The sequence below is a fragment of the Devosia sp. genome (assembly GCF_965229025.1).
In the GTDB taxonomy this organism is placed as follows: domain Bacteria; phylum Pseudomonadota; class Alphaproteobacteria; order Rhizobiales; family Devosiaceae; genus Devosia_A.
The window spans coordinates 3,467,108-3,485,484 of sequence record NZ_OZ245853.1 but is presented as its reverse complement, the minus strand read 5'-3'; the positions used below and the strand labels follow the sequence as shown (position 1 = coordinate 3,485,484).

Here is an 18,377-nt window from a genome sequence, read left to right as displayed (position 1 = left end):
ACGCGAGCCCGGGATGGCGGGGGAATGAAGGTCAGGCAGCGACCAGGTTGCGCAGCACGTAGTGCAGGATGCCGCCGTTCTGGTAATATTCGAGCTCGTTGATCGTATCGATGCGGCAGCGGGTTTCGACCTGCTCCACCCGGCCATCGGCCCGCACGATCTTGACCGTGACGGTCGAGCGCGGCGTGAGCGTCGTGAGGCCTTCGATCGAGACGGTTTCCGACCCATCGAGAGCCAGGGTCTGCCAGCTCTGGCCATCGGCGAACTGCAGCGGCAGCACGCCCATGCCGATGAGGTTGGAGCGGTGGATGCGCTCGAAGCTCTGCGCAATTACCGCACGAACACCAAGCAGCCGCGTGCCCTTGGCCGCCCAGTCACGCGAGGAACCGGTGCCATATTCCTTGCCGGCAAAGACCACCAGCGGGGTGTTGGCCTGCTGGTAGGCCATGGCCGCATCATACATCGGCATGATCTCGCCGCTTGGGCCCTTGCTGAAGCCGCCTTCGACACCCGGCACCATCTGGTTCTTGATGCGGATATTGGCGAAGGTGCCGCGCATCATCACTTCGTGATTGCCGCGGCGGGCGCCATAGGAGTTGAAATCCTTGGGCGCCACCTGCCGCTCGACCAGGTACTTGCCGGCCGGCGTACCAGCCTTGAATGAGCCGGCAGGCGAGATGTGGTCGGTGGTGATCGAGTCGAGGAAAAGGCTCAGGACGCGGGCGTTGTGGATATCGGTGACCGCCTCGGGCTCCATCTTCAGCCCCTCGAAATAGGGCGGGTTCTGGACGTATGTGGAGGACGAATTCCACCGGTAGGTTTCGCCGCCATCGACGGCAATGCCCTGCCAGTTCTCGTCGCCCTTGAACACATCGGAGTAACGCCCGAGGAACATCTGCGGGGTGATGACGGTGCGGACGATCTCGGCGATCTCGTGGTTAGAGGGCCAGATATCCTTGAGGTAGACCGGCTTGCCATCCGACCCGGTGCCCAGCGGCTCCGTGGTGATATTCTTGTGCATGGAGCCAGCGAGCGCGTAGGCGACGACCAGGGGCGGCGAGGCGAGGTAGTTGGCGCGCACGTCCGGGTTCACCCGGCCTTCGAAGTTGCGATTGCCCGAAAGCACCGAGGCCGCCACCAGATCGTTGGCATTGATGGTCTCAGAGATGGCTTCCGGCAGCGGGCCAGAATTGCCGATGCAGGTCGTGCAACCATAGCCGACGAGGTTGAACCCCAGTGCATCCAGGTCGGCAGTGAGGCCTGCCGCATCAAGATAGTCGGTCACCACCTGCGAGCCGGGGGCGAGCGAGGTCTTGACCCAGGGCTGGGACTTGAGGCCCTTGGCGCGCGCCTTGCGTGCGAGAAGACCCGCTGCGATCAGGACGTTAGGGTTCGAGGTGTTGGTGCACGAGGTGATCGCTGCGATCACCACGTGGCCATCGGCGAGCTGAAAATTCTCGCCGCGAACCGGGAAATCTGTGCCGCGCGGCTTGCCGCCGGCAGTGAGATCCTTGAGCGCTTCGGCAAATTTGGGCGCAGCGTCTGTGAGCGACACGCGATCCTGCGGGCGCTTGGGACCAGAGAGCGATGGAACGACCGTTGTCAGGTCGAGCTCCAGCGTATCGGTGAACACCGGATCGGCCGAAGCGGTGGTGCGGAACATGCCCTGAGCCTCGGAATAGGCCTTCACCAGCGCCACGCGCTCCGGATCGCGACCGGAGGTGGTGAGATAGTTGAGCGTATCGCTATCGACCGGGAAGAAGCCGCAGGTGGCGCCGTACTCAGGAGCCATGTTGGCAATCGTCGCCTGGTCTTCGAGGCTCAAATAGTCGAGGCCGGGGCCGTAGAATTCGACGAACTTGCCGACCACGCCTTTCTTGCGCAGCATTTCGGTGACGGTGAGCACCAGGTCGGTCGCGGTGATGCCTTCGTTGATCTTGCCGGTCAGCCTGAAGCCCACCACTTCGGGGATCAGCATGGTGATCGGCTGGCCAAGCATAGCAGCCTCGGCCTCGATGCCGCCGACGCCCCAGCCGAGTACGGCAAGGCCATTGACCATGGTGGTGTGGCTGTCGGTGCCGACCAGTGTATCGGGGTAGGCGTAGGTTTCGCCGGTGACTTCATCGACGCGGGTCCAGACGGTCTGCGCCAGATATTCGAGATTGACCTGATGGCAGATGCCGGTGCCGGGCGGCACCACGCGGAAGTTGGCGAAGGCTTTCTGCCCCCAGCGCAGGAACTCGTAGCGTTCGCCGTTGCGCTCATATTCGAGATCGACGTTCTGGTGGAACGACTGGGCAGTGCCGAAATTGTCGACCATCACCGAGTGATCGATGACGAGATCGACGGGGACCAGCGGATTGATCTTTTGCGGATCAGCGCCAAGCTTGGCGGTAGCATCGCGCATCGCCGCGAGGTCGACCACAGCGGGAACGCCGGTGAAGTCCTGCATCAGGACGCGCGCCGGGCGGTATGAAATCTCGTGCTCGGAGGTGCGGGTGCCCAGCCAGGCGACAATCGCCTCGATATCGGCCTTGGTGACGGTAATGCCATCTTCAAAGCGCAGCAGGTTTTCCAGCACCACCTTCATCGAATGGGGGAGCGTCGAGGCGCCCTTGAGACCATTCTTTTCAGCCAGCGGGATGGAGAAGTAGCTGTACGTCTTCCCCCCGACACTGATGGTTGTTCTGGACTTGAAGCTGTCGAGGGATTTGGAGGTCACGGTGCCGCCTTCACGCGCTGGTGTTGCAAGGCGCCGCCTCGGCCCTGATGCGGAACCGGAAAAGTCCCGCTGGACCGGGGGGCAAGATCGACTGGTTGGAAGAATTCCAATCTAGCGAGGCTTATAGAGAAACAAGTTCACCCTTGCCAGTGCGGACTTGGGTTGAATGGGCTTCTGGCCTCGATTAAGCCATCTCTGTCATGACCTTGCCCGAGCCTGAATCCAGCACCGCTGCGCCGACCTCCCTGATCGCCCGCAGCCTGACGGTGTTGCGCGGCGAGCGCCTGCTGTTCGATGGGCTGAATTTTGCAGTAGCAGCGGGTGGTGTGCTGCTGTTGCGAGGTGCTAACGGCGCCGGCAAATCGACACTGCTGCTGGCGCTGGCCGGGATCGTGCGCCCGGACCTCGGGGACGTCGTCTACGAGATCGATGGCCGTCCGGCAGAGCGCGCCACCGAACTCCATCTCCTCAGCTATCAGTCGGGCATCAAGTCCAGGCTCACGGTCCTCGAAAACCTCAGCTTCTGGCGTGAGATGTACGGCCCAACCGGGCTTTCAGTGCACCATGCGCTGCAGGAACTCGGCATCGCAGGTCTGGCCGAGCTTGAGGCAGGCTACCTGTCGTCCGGCCAGAACCGCCGGCTAGCGTTGGCGCGGCTCGTCGCGTCACACCGTAAAATCTGGCTGCTAGATGAGCCAACTGCGACGCTCGATGCGGAGGGTGAGGCGTTGCTTGGGCGGCTGATCGACCGACATCGCGAACAAGGCGGCATTGTCGTGATCGCCACGCACCACGACCTATCGCTTGCCAATCGCTCGGGCATTGAGACCCTGACGCTGGGAGGCGCCCGGTGAGTGCGTTCCGCGCCCTGATCCTGCGCGATCTGCGTCTGTCGTTCCGGGCCGGGGGCGAGGCGCTGACGTTGGTGCTGTTCTTTGTGATGGTCGGGGTGATCGTCCCCTTCGCCATCGGCCCCGATCGTCCGCAATTGATGCGGCTGGCACCAGGCATCGTCTGGATCGCCGCCTTTCTGTCGATGCTGCTGGGGCTCGACCGGCTGTTCCGCACCGATGACGACGATGGCTCGCTCACCCTGATGCGGCACTCGGTGCTGCCGCTGGAAGCTGTCGTTGCCGCAAAATTGATTGCTCACTGGCTGGTGACGGCGATCCCACTGATCATCGCCACGCCAATCCTCGCGCTGCTGCTCTCGATGCGGGCCGATCAGTGGGGGCTGACGGTACTGGCGCTCGCCTGTGGCACACCGGCACTGACCGCCTTTGGCGGCATCGGCGCGGCGGTAACCGTGGGGTTGCGACGCGGCGGGCTGATCGCTCCGGTGCTGATCCTGCCCCTCGTCATACCGGTGATGATTTTCGGGGTGGGCAGCACCGACGCGCTGGTCGGCGGCAGTGCCGTGCTGCTGCTCTTCGCCTTCAGCCTTGTTGCCTGCGTCGTTGCGCCCTTTGCAGCGGCGCTTGCCTTGCGCGCGGCCGGGGAATAGATCGGATCATCATGACCGTCGACACCGCGCCAAAGCCCAACTGGTTCAGCCGGCTGGCCCATCCCGGCCAGTTTCTGGTGTGGACGCGACCGCTGCTTTTGCCGCTGGCGATTGCCACTGCGCTCTGCTTTGCGGTCGGCCTGTGGTTCGCGCTGTTCAACTCGCCCGAAGACTACCAGATGGGCGACATGGTGCGGGTAATGTACATCCACGTGCCCAATGCCTGGCTGAGCCAACTGGTCTATGGCGTGATGTCGGCCGCAGCGCTCGGAACGCTGATCTGGCGCCATCCACTGGCAGACGTCGCCAACAAGGCTGCAGCCCCCCTTGGGGCCGTCTTTACGGCCATGGCGCTCTACACCGGCTCGCTCTGGGGTCGCCCGACCTGGGGGACATTCTGGGAATGGGACGGCCGGATGACCTCCACCCTGGTGCTGCTGCTGATCTATCTCGGGATCATTGCGCTGTGGCGGGCTTTCGACGATCAGTTGAAGGCCGGGCGCATCATCGCCGTCGTTACCCTGGTGGGCGCAATCAATATCCCGGTGATCAAGTTCTCGGTCGACTGGTGGAACACGCTACATCAGCCGGCGAGCGTCTTCACGGCGCAGGGCCCGCACATGCCGGCCTCGATGCTGACGGCACTGCTGGTGATGACCCTCGCCTTCACCCTGCTGTTCGCCTTGCTCCACATCATCCGTATCCGCACCGAAATCCTCCGCCGCCGGGCCCAGAGCCTCAGCCGCCAGGCGGCCCTCAGCGGGGGCAATGCATGATCGGCGCCGGCACGCATCTTGAATTCATCGCCTGGAGCTATGCCGGGGTTGTAGTGCTGACCTTGGCGCTGATCGGCTACGTGATCTGGGACGCGCGGCGCGTCAAGGCGCGGCTTGAGGCGCTCGACAAAGCCGGCATTCGCCGCCGCTCCGCCGGGACACCGACTTGAACCGCAACAGTTTTCTTCGACTCGCTTTGGTGCTGCTCCCGCTGATCCTGCTTGGTGGGCTGGTGGCGGTTTTCGCGCTCAACATGGACCGCGACCCCAGCCTTATCCGCTCGGTGTTGATCAACAAACCGGCGCCGCAATTCGACATGATTGCAGTCGCGGGCACCGGCAAGGACGGCTTCGACACGTCATCGCTCACCGGCGAAGTGACCGTGGTCAACGTCTTTGCGAGTTGGTGCATTCCGTGCCGGGACGAGCACCCGCTGCTGAAGGCCTTGAAGGCGGAAAGTGGCGTGCGCCTGTTTGGGATTAACCAGAAGGATGCGCCGGAGAACGCGGCGGCTTTCCTCGCTGAACTCGGCAATCCCTACGACCGTATCGGTGCGGACCCGACCAATCGCGTTTCGATCGACTGGGGCGTCTACGGTGTGCCGGAGACCTTTGTGGTCAACGCCAAGGGCGTCATAACCTTCAAGCATGTCGGCCCGATCTCGGAGGACTCGCTGAAAAACGAAGTCCTTCCGGCGATCGAGAAAGCCAAGGCGGGCTAAGGCTTTACTCTGCCGCCGGGCTGACCGGATCGGGCGCGTACTTGCTGAGCAGCGGCATCTGCAGCATCGAGAACACAATGGTGATCGGCATCACGCCCCAGAGCTTGAACGCAGCGTAGAACTTGTCGGCAGCATTGGGGTCGGCAATGAAATAGGAGCCACCACGCCAAGCCAGCTCATTGAGCGCAGCCAGCAGAAAGAAGAACAGACCCCAGCGCACGGTCAGCTTCTGCCAGCCTTCGGGCTTGAGCTTGTAGACATCGCCAAAGACATATTTGAGCAGCGACTGGCCGAACAGCAACCCACCCAAGAGCGTGGCGCCGAACAGGCAATCAACGATGGTCGGCTTGATCTTGATGAAGATCGGATCCTGGAAATAGAGCGTCAGCGCGCCGAAGATCAGCACTACGACGCCAGTGACCAGCGGCATCAGCGCGATGCGGCGGAGCAACAGCCAGCTGAGGCTCAGCGCCACCACCATGGCCAGCATGAAGAGTGCCGTGGCGAAGATGATTGGCTTGCTGAACCAGGCACTTAGCATCGGGTTGGCAGCGAGCCAGCCCTCGCTGAAATTGGTGGCGATGAAGAACACCGCGAGTGGGCCGAGCTCCAACAGGATCTTGATAATCTGCGGGCGGAGTTCGCTCCAGTTGATCTCGGCGTCCTTTGTATCGTCAGTCACTTACGCATTCCCTGCAATTGCCGTGGCGAAATCCTGCGCCGCGAACGCTTCGAGATTATCTACGCCTTCGCCGACGCCGATGAAATGCACCGGCATGGCGAATTTCTTGGCGATGGCGACGAGGATGCCGCCGCGCGCCGTGCCATCGAGCTTGGTCATCACGAGGCCGGTGACCCCGGCGCGCTTGCCGAAGATTTCGACCTGGTTGAGCGCGTTCTGTCCGGTGGTGGCATCGAGCGTCAGCAGCGTCGCGTGCGGCGCGCTTGGCTCTACCTTCTTGATAACGCGAATGATTTTCTCGAGCTCACTCATCAGCTCGTCACGGTTTTGCAGCCGGCCGGCAGTATCGATGATCAGAACGTCAACGCCCTCGGCCTTGGCCCGTTCCACCGCTTCATAGGCGAGCCCAGAGGCGTCAGAGCCTGCGGGCTTGGTGACGACCGGGGCGCCGGTGCGCTGGCCCCAGACCTGCAACTGCTCGATTGCCGCAGCGCGGAAAGTGTCGCCGGCGGCCAGCATGACGCGCTTGCCCTGGTCGCGATAGAGCCCAGCGAGCTTGCCGATGGTCGTGGTCTTGCCCGACCCGTTCACGCCAACCATCAGAATAATATAGGGTTTTTGTCCCGCATCAATCACCAGTGGCTGCGCTACTGGACCGAGCACCTTGGCAACTTCTGCGGCCAGCACCTCGCGCACTTCCTCGCCGGAGATGTCGCGATCGAAGCGGTCGCGGCGCAGCGCGTCGGTGACCTGCGTCGCCATTTCCACCCCGAAATCGGACTGAATCAGGATGTCCTCAAGCTCTTCGAGCATTGCGGCATCGAGCTTCTTCTTGGTGAAGACGGCTGCGATATTGCCGGTGAGCTGCTCGGACGAGCGCTTGAGGCCACCGGCTAAGCGCTGGAGCCAATTGAGCTTTTTGGGTTCGACGAGCGGCGTGACCAGCGTCGGAGCGGGAGGCTGGGCCTCGACCTTTTCGACGTAGGCGATCGTGGCCTCGGGCGGGCCGGGTGGGGGCTCGATCTCGACGGGCTCGGCGATGGTGGCGCCAGCCTCGTGCAGCGCCTCTTCGAGAGCGAGCTCCTGATCTGGAGGCAAAATCAAGGGCATAGCGTCGCGGATGGTCTCTTCGACCAGCAACTCCTCGACCTCGAGCGGGGTGATTTCCGGCTCGGGCGCTGGCGTCGCGGGGGTGGGGCGGCCGAATAGGCGGCCGAAAAGCCCGGGTTTCTTCTGCTCAGCCATTATGCCGCCGACCTTAATGGCTCGCCAACGAGCCCGGTTTGAGAAACGCCGGTGATGCGCATGGACACAATTTCACCCTGCCGATGAACAGAAGCCAACACGGGCAGGAATTGTTCCTGACGCCCGATGCCGCCCCGTTCGACGAGCACGCTTTCGACCTGCCCGATGCGCGACTGCGCGAGCTTTTCGACCTGCGCTTCGCCGACGGCGCGCAAGCGGACAGCGCGCGCCTTCGCGACTGAAGTATCCACCTGCGGCATGCGCGCGGCGGGGGTGCCAGGTCGGGGCGAATAGGGGAAGACATGGAGATAGGTGAGGCCAGCTTCGCTGACGATGTTAAGGGTGTTCTCGAACATCGCGTCGTCTTCGGTGGGAAAGCCGGTGATGATATCGGCGCCGAATACCATGTCGGGCCGGAGGGCGCGGAGGCGGGCGACGACGGCGAGCGCATCAGCGCGGCTGTGCCGGCGCTTCATGCGCTTTAGAATCATATCGTCGCCGGACTGGAGACTGAGGTGGAGGTGGGGCATCAGACGGCGGTCTGACGCTACGGAATCATAGAACGCCTCGTCGGCCTCGATCGAATCGATCGACGAGATGCGAAGGCGCGGCAGATCGGGGACGTGGCGGAGGATCGCCTGGATGAGGGTTCCGAGCGTCGGGCTGCCCGGCAGGTCGGGGCCGTAGGAGGTAATATCGACGCCCGTCAGAACGATCTCGCGATAGCCGTTCCCAACCAGCCGCTTGATCTGCTCGACCACGACGCCCATCGGCACCGAGCGGGAGGGGCCGCGGCCGAACGGGATGATGCAAAAGGTGCAGCGATGGTCGCACCCGTTCTGCACCTGGACAAAGGCACGGGTATGCCCATCCATCGCCTCGATCAGGTGGGCGGCGGTTTCCCGCACGCTCATGATGTCGTTGACCTGCACCTTGTCGTTGAGCGGCACGCCGAACGCCATCGGCTGGTAGCTTGCTGACTTCATCTTGTCGGCATTGCCGATGACGAGATCGACTTCTGCCATATCGCCGAAGGTGCGTGCCTCGGTCTGTGCGGCGCAGCCTGTGACGATGATCTTGCGCTGAGGATACTCACGCCGGGCGCGGCGGATGGCTTGCTTGGCCTGCCGGACCGATGTGGCGGTGACGGCGCAGGTGTTGACGATGAGCGTATGGCTGAGCCCCGCCTTTTCGGCTTCGGCCTTCATCACTTCCGATTCATAGGCGTTGAGCCGGCAGCCGAAGGTCAGCGTTTCGACACTCATGTGCGGGGCCCTTGCATCAGGCCGCCGCCCCGTCGCGGGTCCAGATGCCGGTAGCGGGTTCAAAATTGCCCGAGAACTCGAACTCGGCCGGACCAGTGAGCAGCACATGGTCATCAGCACGCCACTCGATAAGGAGATCCCCGCCCGGCAGGGTGACGGTGACCTTGCGGCCGGTGCGATGCGTACGGGCACCATTGACCACGGCGGCGCAGGCGGCGGTGCCGCAGGCGCGGGTGAGCCCGGCGCCGCGCTCCCAGGTGCGAAGGATCAGGTGATCGGGCTTGACGACCTGCGCGATAGAGATGTTGGCGCGCTCGGGAAAGATCGGGTGGTTTTCGAGCAGCGGCCCGAAGCGATCGAGCGCATAGTTCCAGACGTCGTCCTCGACCCAGAAGGTCGCGTGGGGGTTGCCCATCGAAACGACCGACGGCGTGTGCAGCACCGGCGCATCGATCGGCCCGATCTGCAACTCGATGCCGGTGGTGTCGTAGAACTCTTCGGCCAACGGGATTTCGTCCCAGCCCATGCGGGGCTTGCCCATGTCGACGGTGAGGAGGCCATCGGCCCGCTCGTCGCCGGTCAAAATGCCCGCGATGGTTTCGAACACGAAGCTCTTGACCCCCGTCTCGGCCGCCAGGGCCTGGGTGACGCAGCGCATGCCGTTGCCGCAGGCTTCGGCGAGCGAGCCATCGGAATTGATGATCTCGATATAGGCGAAGGTGCCGGGCGCGCGCGGATCGTGGACGGCCATAATCTGGTCGAACTTGGTCGCGGGATCGGCATTGATGGCCACTGCAGCAGCCGGGGTGACCTTGTCCTTGCGGCCGCGCATATCGGCAACGATGATCTCGTTGCCGAGCCCGTTCATCTTGAGGAATGGGGCGGTAGCCATGACAAAGCCTTCCGGGGTCGCGTTCGGCCTGTATATGGCGGATGTGGGCGCAAATTGCCAGTGGCGGGGGTGGCGGGGTGAAAGACCCGGCGCGGACGCCAGGTCTTGTTTCTTGAGATGGCACCTAACCCCATCTCACACCGGAGCGTGCCGGCCGAGGGAGCGGCTGGCCCGGGCACAGCGGCGGGGTCAACAGCCCGAACGCAGCATGCGGGCCTTACGTGGCGCGCTTCCGCGCTTCGAGATGCGCGAGAAGCGGCGCCAGTTCCGGGGGCGGCACCTGCTCGATGCGGCGGTATTCGCGGCCGTTCTGGTTCCGCTCGAGCATTTTCGCATCGACCATGGCCCGGCGGATGATGGCGTGGTCGCCGAAGGCATGCCAGCCCTTGATCAAGGCGCTGATCCCGCGCTCGTCGTAGGTCTCGCCGCGTGGAATGCGCGACCAGAACGCCCACTGGGTCAGCGTCTGGTGGGCAAGGCGCGATGGCCAACTGGTGAGCACGCCTGCGTCATCGAAGTAGCGCGCGACCTTTGCCACCTGCTCGAGATCGGGGCGCGGCACCGGCTCAGTTGCCGCGACCAGCCGGTTGCTCGCTTCAGCATCGGCCCTGAGGTGCTGGTAATTGGCAAAGCCAGCGGCCTTCGCCAGCATGTTGAGCAGCTCAACATGCGTCGGCACGCCCTCATGCCCGCTGAGGCTCTGGCGCAGGGTTTTGGCGAAAGGCGAAAGATCATCCACCCGTAGTGGAACAGCGGTGCGTGACATCAGCTCATCCTCGTCAGTGCCGTCTCCCCCAGAGGGGAGGTCGTGGCCGCCGGCTTCCGAAAGGGCACGGGAGTGAGTGCTGTCTCGAACATGTCGTCGCAGGTTTAGCTCTCCAGTGGAGCGGCGGCGCCTGGGTGAACTGCTGACCCGAACGCAATATGCCGCGCCGTGGTTTCTGCCGCAACTGCTCTTCGGGATTGTCGCACGAGGCCAATCCTTACGAGACTTGACGTGCGACACCGAAGGGCGTGCGGGTGGCTGCTGGGGAGGTGAACAACCGCGCTCCGGCAGGGGACCTAGCCTAACCCTTCGTGCCCACGTCACTGGAGGAAAAGTGGATATAGGGAAAGAGTTCGGGGATATGGGAATCCCAGATGCCGTGGGCGTTCATCGCCCAGCCACCGGAATCCTCGGCGGGTTTGGCTTCGCGATAGGTATTGAAGCGGGAAAAATCCATCCGCCAGGTATCGCCGGGCCTTGGCGGCACAGCGCGGCCGTCGCCCTGGGCCAGAAGCTGCAGGCTCGACCAGGGGAGCGCGAGTTCGACCGTCCAGCCGCGATCGCGATCGGCATTGTCGTTGAGCGTGCCGTCAACCGCGACGGCGCTCTTCAGCCCAGACAGGTCCCAGTTGAAAAAGCCGAGCCGCGGGCCGCGCGGATGACTGGTAAAGCCGACCCCGTTCCACGGCTTGGCGCCTGGCGCGGTGCGGGAGAACTCGGGCCGTGTGCTGTAACCGCCTCGCTCGTAGGCATCCTCCCAAAGAAAGAAGGCCTCGTAAATCGTGCCCAGGGCGTTGATCTCGAACTCGTAGTAGCCATCCGCGCCGGAAACGAAGAGTTCGACGTCGTTCTCGCTCCAGATCAGCGAATCGCGCTCGCTAAGCTTGGCCTCTACAAACGGCTCCTCCACCCAGAACCCGACATAGAGATAGTCGTCGTCCCAGAGCACGGCGGCCCGCGTATCGTGCACCGTGGGGCGGCCGGTGATCAGGTCGACAAAGCGGGGCGAACGTGGGGCGTGCTGCCAACTGGGCTTGTCTAGCCGGCCATCAATGCTGAGCCCCTGAGGGACGCGATGGGCGGTGTAATGCACAATGCGTTCGTCCGGCCAGGGAAAGGACGATTCAGGGTTCTCAGTCATGGGAAGGCCTCAAATGGAGCACTGAGTTTATGGTCGGAAGCTCTGCCGGTGCCAACAGTTTTGCGGGGCCGAACCAGGTTGCGCCCGGTTTTCCTTGACTCATCGGCCGGCCCGCTCTAGTGGGACCACTAATTCCTCAGGTTCAAACGCCTGACTGCCGACCGGGACCCGTAAAGGTATAAAGAGATCCCGGAGGCCAACACCCGACAGCGCGATGCGCCCTCGGGTGGGTTTTGCGTTTGGGTTTTTGGATGTGAGCGACCATCTGGGTGCCGAGGCAAACGTGCAGCGGAACCAAAGGACCAAAAATGTTTGAAAGCCTGAGCGACCGGCTTGGCAAGATCTTCGAAGGCCTGCGTGGCCGCGGCGCCCTCTCCGAGAGCGACGTGGATGCGGCGCTGCGCGAAGTCCGCCGGGCGCTGCTCGAGGCCGACGTGTCACTCGAAGTGGTCAAGGCGTTTGTGGAGCAGGTGCGCGAGCGCGCCATCGGCGCCGAGGTCACCCGTTCGGTCACGCCCGGCCAGCAGGTCATCAAGATCGTCCATGACGAGCTGGTGAAGGTCTTGGGCGAGACCCAGGTGCCGATCGACTTCAATACCGCGCCGCCCATGACCATGCTGATGGTCGGCCTCCAGGGCGCGGGCAAGACCACGCTCTCGGCCAAGCTCGCCAAGCGCATGAAGGAACGTCAGGGCAAGAAGGTCCTGATGGCCTCGCTCGACGACCGCCGCCCGGCGGCAAAAGAGCAGCTGCGCGTCCTCGGCGAGCAGGTTGGGGTGGCAACGCTCCCGATCCTCGAAAATGAATCCCCGGTCGAGATCACCCGCCGCGCCATGCGCGAGGGGAGGCTCGGCGGCTATGACGTCGTCATCCTCGACACCGCCGGCCGCACCCATATCGACGAAGAGCTGATGGCGGAAACCGCCGCGGTGAAGGCCGAGGCCAACCCGCACGAAATCCTCTTGGTCGCCGATGCGCTGACCGGCCAGGACGCGGTGAACCTGGCGCGGTCGTTCGACAGCCGGGTGGATATCACCGGTATCGTTCTGACCCGTACCGACGGCGATGGCCGTGGCGGCGCGGCGCTATCGATGCGCGCTGCGACCGGCAAGCCGATCAAGCTGCTCGGTACTGGTGAAAAGCTCGACGACCTTGAAGATTTTCATCCCTCGCGTATCGCCGACCGCATTCTCGGCATGGGCGACATTGTCAGCCTCGTCGAAAAGGCCGCGCAGAACGTTTCGGTCGAAGACGCCCAGAAGATGGCGAAGAAGCTCAAGAAGGGCAGCTTCGACCTCGAGGATTTGCGCACTCAGCTGCTGCAGATGAAGAAGATGGGCGGCATGGGCGCGCTGATGGGCATGATGCCCGGCATGGGCCAGATGAAAAAGGCCATGGCCGGCGTCAATGTCGACGACAAGATCTTTGACCGCCAGATCGCGGTCATCAACTCGATGACCAAGGCCGAGCGCGAAAACCCCGACCTGCTCAACGCCAAGCGCCGCATCCGCATCGCCAACGGCTCGGGCACCAAGGTCGAGGACGTCAACAAGCTGATGAAACAGCACCGCCAGATGGCGGACATGATGAAAAAGGTTTCGAAGGGCGGCATGGGCTCGCTCGCTGGCATGTTCGGCGGCAAGATGGGCGGCATGATGCCGGGCCTCGGCAACATGCCCGATCCCGCCTCGATGGACCCCAAGGAACTCGAGCGGCTGGCGCGCCAGATGGGGATCGACCCCGCATCGATCCCGCAGCAGCAGGCAGCGCCCAAGCAGCTGGCGGAGAAACTGCCGACCGATGTCGGCAAGCTTTTGAATTCCGGTCCGGGCCTGCCCGGGCTTGGCGGGTCCGCCCGCTTCCCTGGCCTTCCCGGCCTCGGCGGCGGGTTCGTGCCCAAGAAGAAATAACCAACACCAAGATCAACCAAGCAAAATTAGTGAAGAAGGACTGACCCCATGGCTCTCAAACTCCGCCTCGCCCGTGCCGGCACCAAGAAGCGCCCCTATTACCACGTGGTGGTGGCCGATGCCCGTTCGCCGCGCGATGGCCGTTTCATCGAAAAGATCGGCACGTACGATCCCAAGCTCGTCGACAAGGAAAAGCGCGTGAACCTGCTCGTCGAGCGCTGCAGCCACTGGCTGAGCGTTGGCGCCCAGCCGACCGACCGCGTGGCACGTTTCTTTGACGCCGCAGGTCTCCTCAAGCGCGAAGCCCGCAACAACCCGGAACGCGCCGTTCCCGGCAAGAAGGCCACGGAGCGCGTTGAAGCCAAGGTGAAGGCCGAGGCCGACAAGATCGCCGCCGCTGAGGCCGCTGCAGAAGCAAAGGTTGCCGCTGCTGCCGCCGAGAAGGCCGCTGCTGCCGAGGCTGCTGAAGCCGCCAAGAACGCCCCGGCTGCTGAAGCCGAAGCTCCGGCTGCCGAGTAAGCCGTGGCTGCTGCCAGCAACGGCGCGCAAAAGCTCCTCATGGGCCGCATTGGTGCGGCCCATGGGATCAAGGGCGAAGTGCGCATTCAGTCCTATACCGAGGATCCGCTGGCGCTCGCCTCTTACGGGCCGCTGTCGACGAACAAGCCTGGCTTGTCGATCAAGATCGTCGCGGCACGCACCACCACCAATGTGCTGGTGGCTCGGCTCGAAGGCGTGACCGACCGCACCGCCGCCGAAAAGCTCAACGGCGTCGAGCTCTATGTCGACCGCGCCCTGTTGCCCGCCCATGACGACGAAGACGATTTCTACCACGCCGACCTGATCGGGCTCCGCGCCCGGCTGACCGATGGCTCGGAGATCGGCGAGGTTACTGCCGTGCCCAATTTCGGCGCCGGCGACCTGATCGAAATACGCGACAGCCGTTCGGGCGACACCTTCCTCTTCCCCTTTACCAAGGCCGTGGTGCCTGAGGTGCATGTGGGCGAGGGGTATCTCCTGATCGATCCGCCGGTCGAAGCCGAGCTCGGCGAAGAAGAGCCCGATTGAGCTTTTCAGCGGACATCGTCACGCTGTTTCCCGAACTGTTTCCGGGCCCGCTCGGCGCCTCGGTCATTGGCCGCGGCAAGGCCGAGGGGCTGTGGTCGCTGACCACCACGCAATTGCGTGATTTCGCCACCGACCGCCATCGCACGGTGGACGACACCCCGTCGGGTGGCGGCGCCGGCATGGTGCTGAAGCCCGATATTCTCGCCAAAGCGATCGATGCCGTTTCGCCCCAGGGAGATGCCCGCCCGCGCCTGTTGATGAGCCCGCGCGGCGTGCAGCTGACCCAGGCGCGCGTACGGGAGCTGGCGCTTGGGCCGGGCGTAGTGATCGTCTGCGGGCCGCTTTGAGGGCATCGACCAGGCGGGTGATCGAGGCGCGCGGACTTCAAGAGGTGTCGATCGGCGACTATGTGCTGGCGGGAGGAGAGGTGGCCGCCATGGTGCTGCTGGAAGCCGTGGTGCGGCTGATCCCTGGCGTGCTGGGGGCGGCCGAGAGCCATGCCGACGAGAGCTTTGAAAACGGGCTGCTGGAGTATCCGCAATACACGCGGCCGCAGAGCTTTGAAGGCCGCGAGATACCGGCAGTGCTGACGTCGGGCGACCATGCCAAGGTCGGCAGGTGGCGGCGCGCCGAGAGCGAGAAGCTGACGGCGGAACGGCGGCCGGATCTGCTGAAAAAGTAAGTTCGGGACTGCGGGGTGCGGAGCGCGTTGACCCCCACCCCTGACCCCTCCCCCCTAAGAATGGGGAGGGAGACGACTGCTGGGCCAGTGCGTCAGTGCATCGTGCTCATATCGGCATTGATAGCGCCGACGGTGAGCTGGATCTCGACGCTGCCGGCCTTTTCGAACGCCAGCGTCACCGGCACGCTCTGGCCTTCGACGAAGGGCTGGGTGAGGCCCATGAACATCATGTGCAGCCCACCCGGCGCGAGGGTAACGGTGCTGCCGGCTGGGATTTCGATGCCGTCGGGCATCTCGGCCATCTTCATCATCGTTCCGTCCATCTTCATGTCGTGAAGCGAGACGCTTTTGGCAAAGGGCGAGGTGACGGAGATGAGCCGGTCGGCCTCGGTGCCCTTGTTGACAACGGTGATATAGCCGCCACCGACAGGCGCCTTGGGCAGCGTGGCGCGGGTATAGCCATTGCTGATCTCAAGGCTGCCCGCCACTACGAGCGCCATTGCGAGCATCGGGGCGTCCATTGCCATTGGGCTCGCCATGGCATTGGTGTCCTCGGCGAGAGCCGGGCTGGCTGCAAAGAGCAGAGCAAGCGCGGCAATGAGCGGGAAGCGGGGTGTAGTCATGATGCGGGCCTCGATTTGCCGCTGATTTAGCGCAGGCGCTACATTGCCGTCATGCGGCAAATGCGCAGCACTTGGATTGATCTGTTGCAACGGACCTGACACAAAAGGGGCGACGGTGCGCGCTTGAAGGCGCGTGAAACGGGAAGCCGGTGCTCGTGCAAGAGCGAAACCGGCGCCGCCCCCGCGACTGTATCGGGCCACATCTCCCCCAAAACGCGCCACTGGTTTGCGACTGGGAAGGCGGGGGAGCAGGGTCCGGAGCCAGGAGACCGGCCGTCAGGATGACTGAACGCGAACGCGGGACGGTGGGTCCCGCCTGGAGAGATTTTATGCGCGCCCTACTTGCCCTGATCCTGATTGCTCTGCCGACGGCAGCTCTTGCCCATACCGGGCATGGCGACACCTCCGGTTTCCTCCATGGTTTCATGCACCCGATTGGCGGGCTCGACCATGTGCTTGCCATGGTGGCTGTCGGCGTGTTCGCCTATGTGCTGGGCGGCAAGGCCCTGTGGCTGGTGCCTCTGAGCTTTGTGGGGATGATGGCGGTGGGCTTTTTGCTCGGAATCGGCCAGATCAACGTGCCATTCGTCGAACTGGGCATCGCCCTGTCATCGATCGTGATCGGCGGCGTTGCGGCGCTTGGCCGGCCGATGCCGGTGGTTGGCGCCATGGCACTGGTGGGCGTTTTCGCCATTTTCCACGGTCACGCGCATGGCGCTGAAATGCCGGCTGATGCGTCCGGTCTTGAGTATGCCGCAGGCTTCATGGTGGCGACGGCGCTGCTGCATGCCGCAGGTATCGGCGCCGCGATTGGCGTCAGCAAGCTGACGGGCAAGTATGGCCGCATCGTTGCCCAGGTGGCCGGTGGGGTGTTTGCGCTCGGTGGTGTGGGCGTTCTCGCCGGCTGGCTCTGACACAGAACTGACATCGGGCGCCCGCCAGCCCTAGACTCGCGGGCGCTCTTGGTCTATAGGCCCGCACGCTGACGCCTTCAGGGCGCGGCCAATAACGCATAAAAATCCGTGCAACCAAGACCGGGCGGTCGGCCAAAAGCCGGCGAAACGCTCCTTTGAAAAAGACGAACGGAACCTCAGATGTCCAACATCATCGAAGAAATCAACAAGGAACAGCACGAAAAGCTGCTCGCCAAGTCAAACCATCCCGAATTCACCCATGGCGATACCGTCAAGGTCTGGGTGAAGATCCGCGAAGGCGACAAGGAACGCCTGCAGGCCTATGAAGGCGTCGTGATTGCCCGCTCCGGCGCCGGCATCATGGAAAGCTTCACCGTGCGCAAGATTTCGTACGGCGAGGGTGTCGAGCGCGTCTTCCCTGTGCTGAGCCCCAATATCGACCGTATCGAAGTGATCAAGCGCGGTAAGGTGCGTCGCGCCAAGCTGTACTACCTGCGCGATCGTCGCGGTAAAGCGGCACGTATTTTCGAGAACGTCGGCGCCCGCACCAAGAAGATCGAAGCCACCGAGCGCACCGCTGCGCAGGAAGCCAAGACCGCCCGCGAAGCCGAAAAGGTCGCCGCTGCCGAGGCTCTTGCCAAGGAACTGGCCCAGAAGGATGCCGAGGAAGCAGCAGCCGCTGCAGCCGCTGCGGCAGCCGCCGAGACCCCTGCCGCGTAGTCTCGCCGCACATCCGGCATCATGCCTTGCGAATTTCAAAGCCCGGCCTTACAGCCGGGCTTAGTTTTTGCGTGGTAAGGACGCCCACCAATGAATGACGCCGAAGAGCGGGCCCGCTTCGCCGACGAGTTGCGCGAGGAAACGCGCACCCTCCTGATCGAATCGGGGCTTTTGGGGCTCTTGCAGGAAAAGTTCGGCGAGGCGACGGTGACCGGCAGCGCCGGCTATGACCTGATGGCCTGGCGCGGCATCGACCTGCACCTGCCGTGCGAGGCGGACCGGGCAATCGAGTGGCTGGGGCTCGCGGCCGAGATCGCGACGACGCTCGACGAACGCGGCCTGAAGCTGCATCGCGCGCAGTTTGCCAATGATTATCTCGACCCCCAGCATCTGGGCGCCGGCCTGCGCTGGACGCTGGAGTTCGCCGATTTCGCGGACAACCACTGGAGCTGCGACATCTGGGGGTTCGAGCCGTTCGACTATGCCGTGCGGCAGGCCCGCGACGCCAACCTCCGCGCCGACCTCGCCAGCGCCGACCGCGACCTGATCCTGAGGCTGAAGCACGAGGCGCGTGAGCGCTTTGGCTATTATGGCGTGATGGTTTCGGCGATGGACATCTACCAGTTTGCCCTCGATGGGGCCGGCGAGACGCTGGATGAGCTTGAGCGCTGGCGCGGGCTGGTGGCGGAGTAGGCCTGGCCGTCGGTCGCAAGCATCGATCTATCCCCATCTCACCTTCTCCCCTT

At 63.7% G+C, this 18,377-nt stretch carries 19 protein-coding genes, 1 pseudogene and 1 riboswitch; of the genes and pseudogenes, 12 read left to right on the top strand and 8 right to left on the bottom strand.

The genetic code is table 11. From position 1 onward, the window contains the following. Positions 1-31: 31 nt before the first annotated feature. Positions 32-2,722, bottom strand: a complete 2,691-nt coding sequence (gene acnA / locus ACO06J_RS16925; protein WP_421761888.1) for an aconitate hydratase AcnA — start codon at positions 2,720-2,722, stop codon at positions 32-34. A gap of 200 nt (positions 2,723-2,922) precedes the next feature. Here acnA and ccmA point away from each other — a divergent pair, with 200 nt between their 5' ends. Genes ccmA through ACO06J_RS16900 form a run of 5 tightly spaced genes read left to right on the top strand, consistent with a single transcriptional unit; the run spans position 2,923 to position 5,723 of the window. Beyond that, positions 2,923-3,576, top strand: coding sequence for a heme ABC exporter ATP-binding protein CcmA (gene ccmA, locus ACO06J_RS16920; protein ID WP_421761887.1), 654 nt, complete (start codon positions 2,923-2,925; stop codon positions 3,574-3,576). After that, positions 3,573-4,226, top strand: a complete 654-nt coding sequence (ccmB, locus tag ACO06J_RS16915; protein ID WP_421761886.1) for a heme exporter protein CcmB — start codon at positions 3,573-3,575, stop codon at positions 4,224-4,226. The genes ccmA and ccmB overlap by 4 nt, the downstream gene beginning before the upstream one ends. Before the next feature lie 11 nt (positions 4,227-4,237). Continuing rightward, positions 4,238-5,002: a heme ABC transporter permease gene (locus ACO06J_RS16910; protein WP_421761885.1), complete on the top strand. Its 765-nt coding sequence runs from the start codon at positions 4,238-4,240 to the stop codon at positions 5,000-5,002. Next, entirely contained in the window at positions 4,999-5,172 is a 174-nt protein-coding gene (locus ACO06J_RS16905; RefSeq protein WP_421761884.1) for a heme exporter protein CcmD, read from the top strand. The genes ACO06J_RS16910 and ACO06J_RS16905 overlap by 4 nt, the downstream gene beginning before the upstream one ends. Continuing rightward, positions 5,169-5,723: a DsbE family thiol:disulfide interchange protein gene (locus ACO06J_RS16900; RefSeq protein WP_421761883.1), complete on the top strand. Its 555-nt coding sequence runs from the start codon at positions 5,169-5,171 to the stop codon at positions 5,721-5,723. Before ACO06J_RS16905 ends, ACO06J_RS16900 begins: the two co-directional genes overlap by 4 nt. 4 nt (positions 5,724-5,727) lie before the next feature. On the opposite strand, the gene ACO06J_RS16895 is transcribed toward ACO06J_RS16900, so the two are convergent. The 6 genes from ACO06J_RS16895 to ACO06J_RS16870 form a co-directional block, all read right to left on the bottom strand. Further along, on the bottom strand, positions 5,728-6,405 hold the full coding sequence (locus ACO06J_RS16895) for a septation protein A (RefSeq protein WP_421761882.1): 678 nt from the start codon (positions 6,403-6,405) through the stop codon (positions 5,728-5,730). Next, positions 6,406-7,650 (bottom strand): signal recognition particle-docking protein FtsY, encoded by a 1,245-nt coding sequence (gene ftsY / locus ACO06J_RS16890; RefSeq protein ID WP_421761881.1) that lies wholly within the window; start codon positions 7,648-7,650, stop codon positions 6,406-6,408. It abuts the gene before it with no gap. Next, positions 7,650-8,915 carry a tRNA (N(6)-L-threonylcarbamoyladenosine(37)-C(2))-methylthiotransferase MtaB gene (gene mtaB / locus ACO06J_RS16885; RefSeq protein ID WP_421761880.1) on the bottom strand — a complete coding sequence of 422 codons (1,266 nt, stop codon included), beginning with the start codon at positions 8,913-8,915 and terminating at the stop codon, positions 7,650-7,652. The genes ftsY and mtaB overlap by 1 nt, the downstream gene beginning before the upstream one ends. A gap of 16 nt (positions 8,916-8,931) precedes the next feature. After that, positions 8,932-9,807, bottom strand: a complete 876-nt coding sequence (gene dapF, locus ACO06J_RS16880; protein WP_421761879.1) for a diaminopimelate epimerase — start codon at positions 9,805-9,807, stop codon at positions 8,932-8,934. 217 nt (positions 9,808-10,024) lie between these two features. Next, positions 10,025-10,573 carry a DUF2087 domain-containing protein gene (locus tag ACO06J_RS16875; protein ID WP_421761878.1) on the bottom strand — a complete coding sequence of 183 codons (549 nt, stop codon included), beginning with the start codon at positions 10,571-10,573 and terminating at the stop codon, positions 10,025-10,027. A 301-nt stretch (positions 10,574-10,874) separates the two neighbouring features. After that, complete coding sequence (locus ACO06J_RS16870) at positions 10,875-11,714, bottom strand: carbohydrate-binding family 9-like protein (RefSeq protein WP_421761877.1); 840 nt, start codon at positions 11,712-11,714, stop codon at positions 10,875-10,877. Between the two features lie 308 nt (positions 11,715-12,022). On the opposite strand from ACO06J_RS16870, the gene ffh reads away from it, so the two are divergent. From ffh to trmD, 4 genes and pseudogenes are all read left to right on the top strand, one after another. Further along, complete coding sequence (ffh, locus tag ACO06J_RS16865; RefSeq protein ID WP_421761876.1) at positions 12,023-13,624, top strand: signal recognition particle protein; 1,602 nt, start codon at positions 12,023-12,025, stop codon at positions 13,622-13,624. A 48-nt stretch (positions 13,625-13,672) separates the two neighbouring features. Further along, a complete protein-coding gene (rpsP, locus tag ACO06J_RS16860) occupies positions 13,673-14,143 on the top strand; it encodes a 30S ribosomal protein S16 (protein ID WP_421761875.1) in 471 nt (156 codons plus the stop codon). Positions 14,144-14,146: 3 nt separating this feature from the next. Continuing rightward, on the top strand, positions 14,147-14,692 hold the full coding sequence (rimM, locus tag ACO06J_RS16855; RefSeq protein WP_421761874.1) for a ribosome maturation factor RimM: 546 nt from the start codon (positions 14,147-14,149) through the stop codon (positions 14,690-14,692). After that, positions 14,689-15,374: pseudogene (gene trmD / locus ACO06J_RS16850) on the top strand (tRNA (guanosine(37)-N1)-methyltransferase TrmD). The gene rimM and the pseudogene trmD overlap by 4 nt, the downstream one beginning before the upstream one ends. A gap of 92 nt (positions 15,375-15,466) precedes the next feature. Here trmD and ACO06J_RS16845 read toward each other — a convergent pair. Next, on the bottom strand, positions 15,467-15,997 hold the full coding sequence (locus tag ACO06J_RS16845) for a copper chaperone PCu(A)C (RefSeq protein WP_421761873.1): 531 nt from the start codon (positions 15,995-15,997) through the stop codon (positions 15,467-15,469). A 96-nt stretch (positions 15,998-16,093) separates the two neighbouring features. After that, positions 16,094-16,289, top strand: a riboswitch (cobalamin riboswitch). 37 nt (positions 16,290-16,326) lie between these two features. Between ACO06J_RS16845 and ACO06J_RS16840 the strand changes: the two genes are divergently transcribed. The 3 genes from ACO06J_RS16840 to ACO06J_RS16830 all read left to right on the top strand — a co-directional run bounded on the left by ACO06J_RS16840 (position 16,327) and on the right by ACO06J_RS16830 (position 18,324). After that, positions 16,327-16,911, top strand: a complete 585-nt coding sequence (locus ACO06J_RS16840; RefSeq protein WP_421761872.1) for a HupE/UreJ family protein — start codon at positions 16,327-16,329, stop codon at positions 16,909-16,911. 180 nt (positions 16,912-17,091) lie between these two features. After that, a complete protein-coding gene (rplS, locus tag ACO06J_RS16835) occupies positions 17,092-17,631 on the top strand; it encodes a 50S ribosomal protein L19 (protein ID WP_421761871.1) in 540 nt (179 codons plus the stop codon). A 90-nt stretch (positions 17,632-17,721) separates the two neighbouring features. Further along, positions 17,722-18,324, top strand: coding sequence for a hypothetical protein (locus ACO06J_RS16830; RefSeq protein WP_421761870.1), 603 nt, complete (start codon positions 17,722-17,724; stop codon positions 18,322-18,324). The last annotated feature ends 53 nt before the right edge of the window (positions 18,325-18,377 follow it).

What these genes read in the sequence shown, in the direction of transcription:
- ccmA (WP_421761887.1), top strand. Translation starts at nt 2,923, where the DNA reads ATGACCTTGCCCGAGCCTGAATCCAGCACCGCTGCGCCGACCTCCCTG.
- ACO06J_RS16910 (WP_421761885.1), top strand. Translation starts at nt 4,238, where the DNA reads ATGACCGTCGACACCGCGCCAAAGCCCAACTGGTTCAGCCGGCTGGCC.
- ACO06J_RS16905 (WP_421761884.1), top strand. Translation starts at nt 4,999, where the DNA reads ATGATCGGCGCCGGCACGCATCTTGAATTCATCGCCTGGAGCTATGCC.
- ftsY (WP_421761881.1), bottom strand. Translation starts at nt 7,650, where the DNA reads ATGGCTGAGCAGAAGAAACCCGGGCTTTTCGGCCGCCTATTCGGCCGC.
- mtaB (WP_421761880.1), bottom strand. Translation starts at nt 8,915, where the DNA reads ATGAGTGTCGAAACGCTGACCTTCGGCTGCCGGCTCAACGCCTATGAA.
- dapF (WP_421761879.1), bottom strand. Translation starts at nt 9,807, where the DNA reads ATGGCTACCGCCCCATTCCTCAAGATGAACGGGCTCGGCAACGAGATC.
- ACO06J_RS16875 (WP_421761878.1), bottom strand. Translation starts at nt 10,573, where the DNA reads ATGTCACGCACCGCTGTTCCACTACGGGTGGATGATCTTTCGCCTTTC.
- ACO06J_RS16870 (WP_421761877.1), bottom strand. Translation starts at nt 11,714, where the DNA reads ATGACTGAGAACCCTGAATCGTCCTTTCCCTGGCCGGACGAACGCATT.
- ffh (WP_421761876.1), top strand. Translation starts at nt 12,023, where the DNA reads ATGTTTGAAAGCCTGAGCGACCGGCTTGGCAAGATCTTCGAAGGCCTG.
- rpsP (WP_421761875.1), top strand. Translation starts at nt 13,673, where the DNA reads ATGGCTCTCAAACTCCGCCTCGCCCGTGCCGGCACCAAGAAGCGCCCC.
- ACO06J_RS16845 (WP_421761873.1), bottom strand. Translation starts at nt 15,997, where the DNA reads ATGACTACACCCCGCTTCCCGCTCATTGCCGCGCTTGCTCTGCTCTTT.
- ACO06J_RS16840 (WP_421761872.1), top strand. Translation starts at nt 16,327, where the DNA reads ATGCGCGCCCTACTTGCCCTGATCCTGATTGCTCTGCCGACGGCAGCT.
- rplS (WP_421761871.1), top strand. Translation starts at nt 17,092, where the DNA reads ATGTCCAACATCATCGAAGAAATCAACAAGGAACAGCACGAAAAGCTG.
- ACO06J_RS16830 (WP_421761870.1), top strand. Translation starts at nt 17,722, where the DNA reads ATGAATGACGCCGAAGAGCGGGCCCGCTTCGCCGACGAGTTGCGCGAG.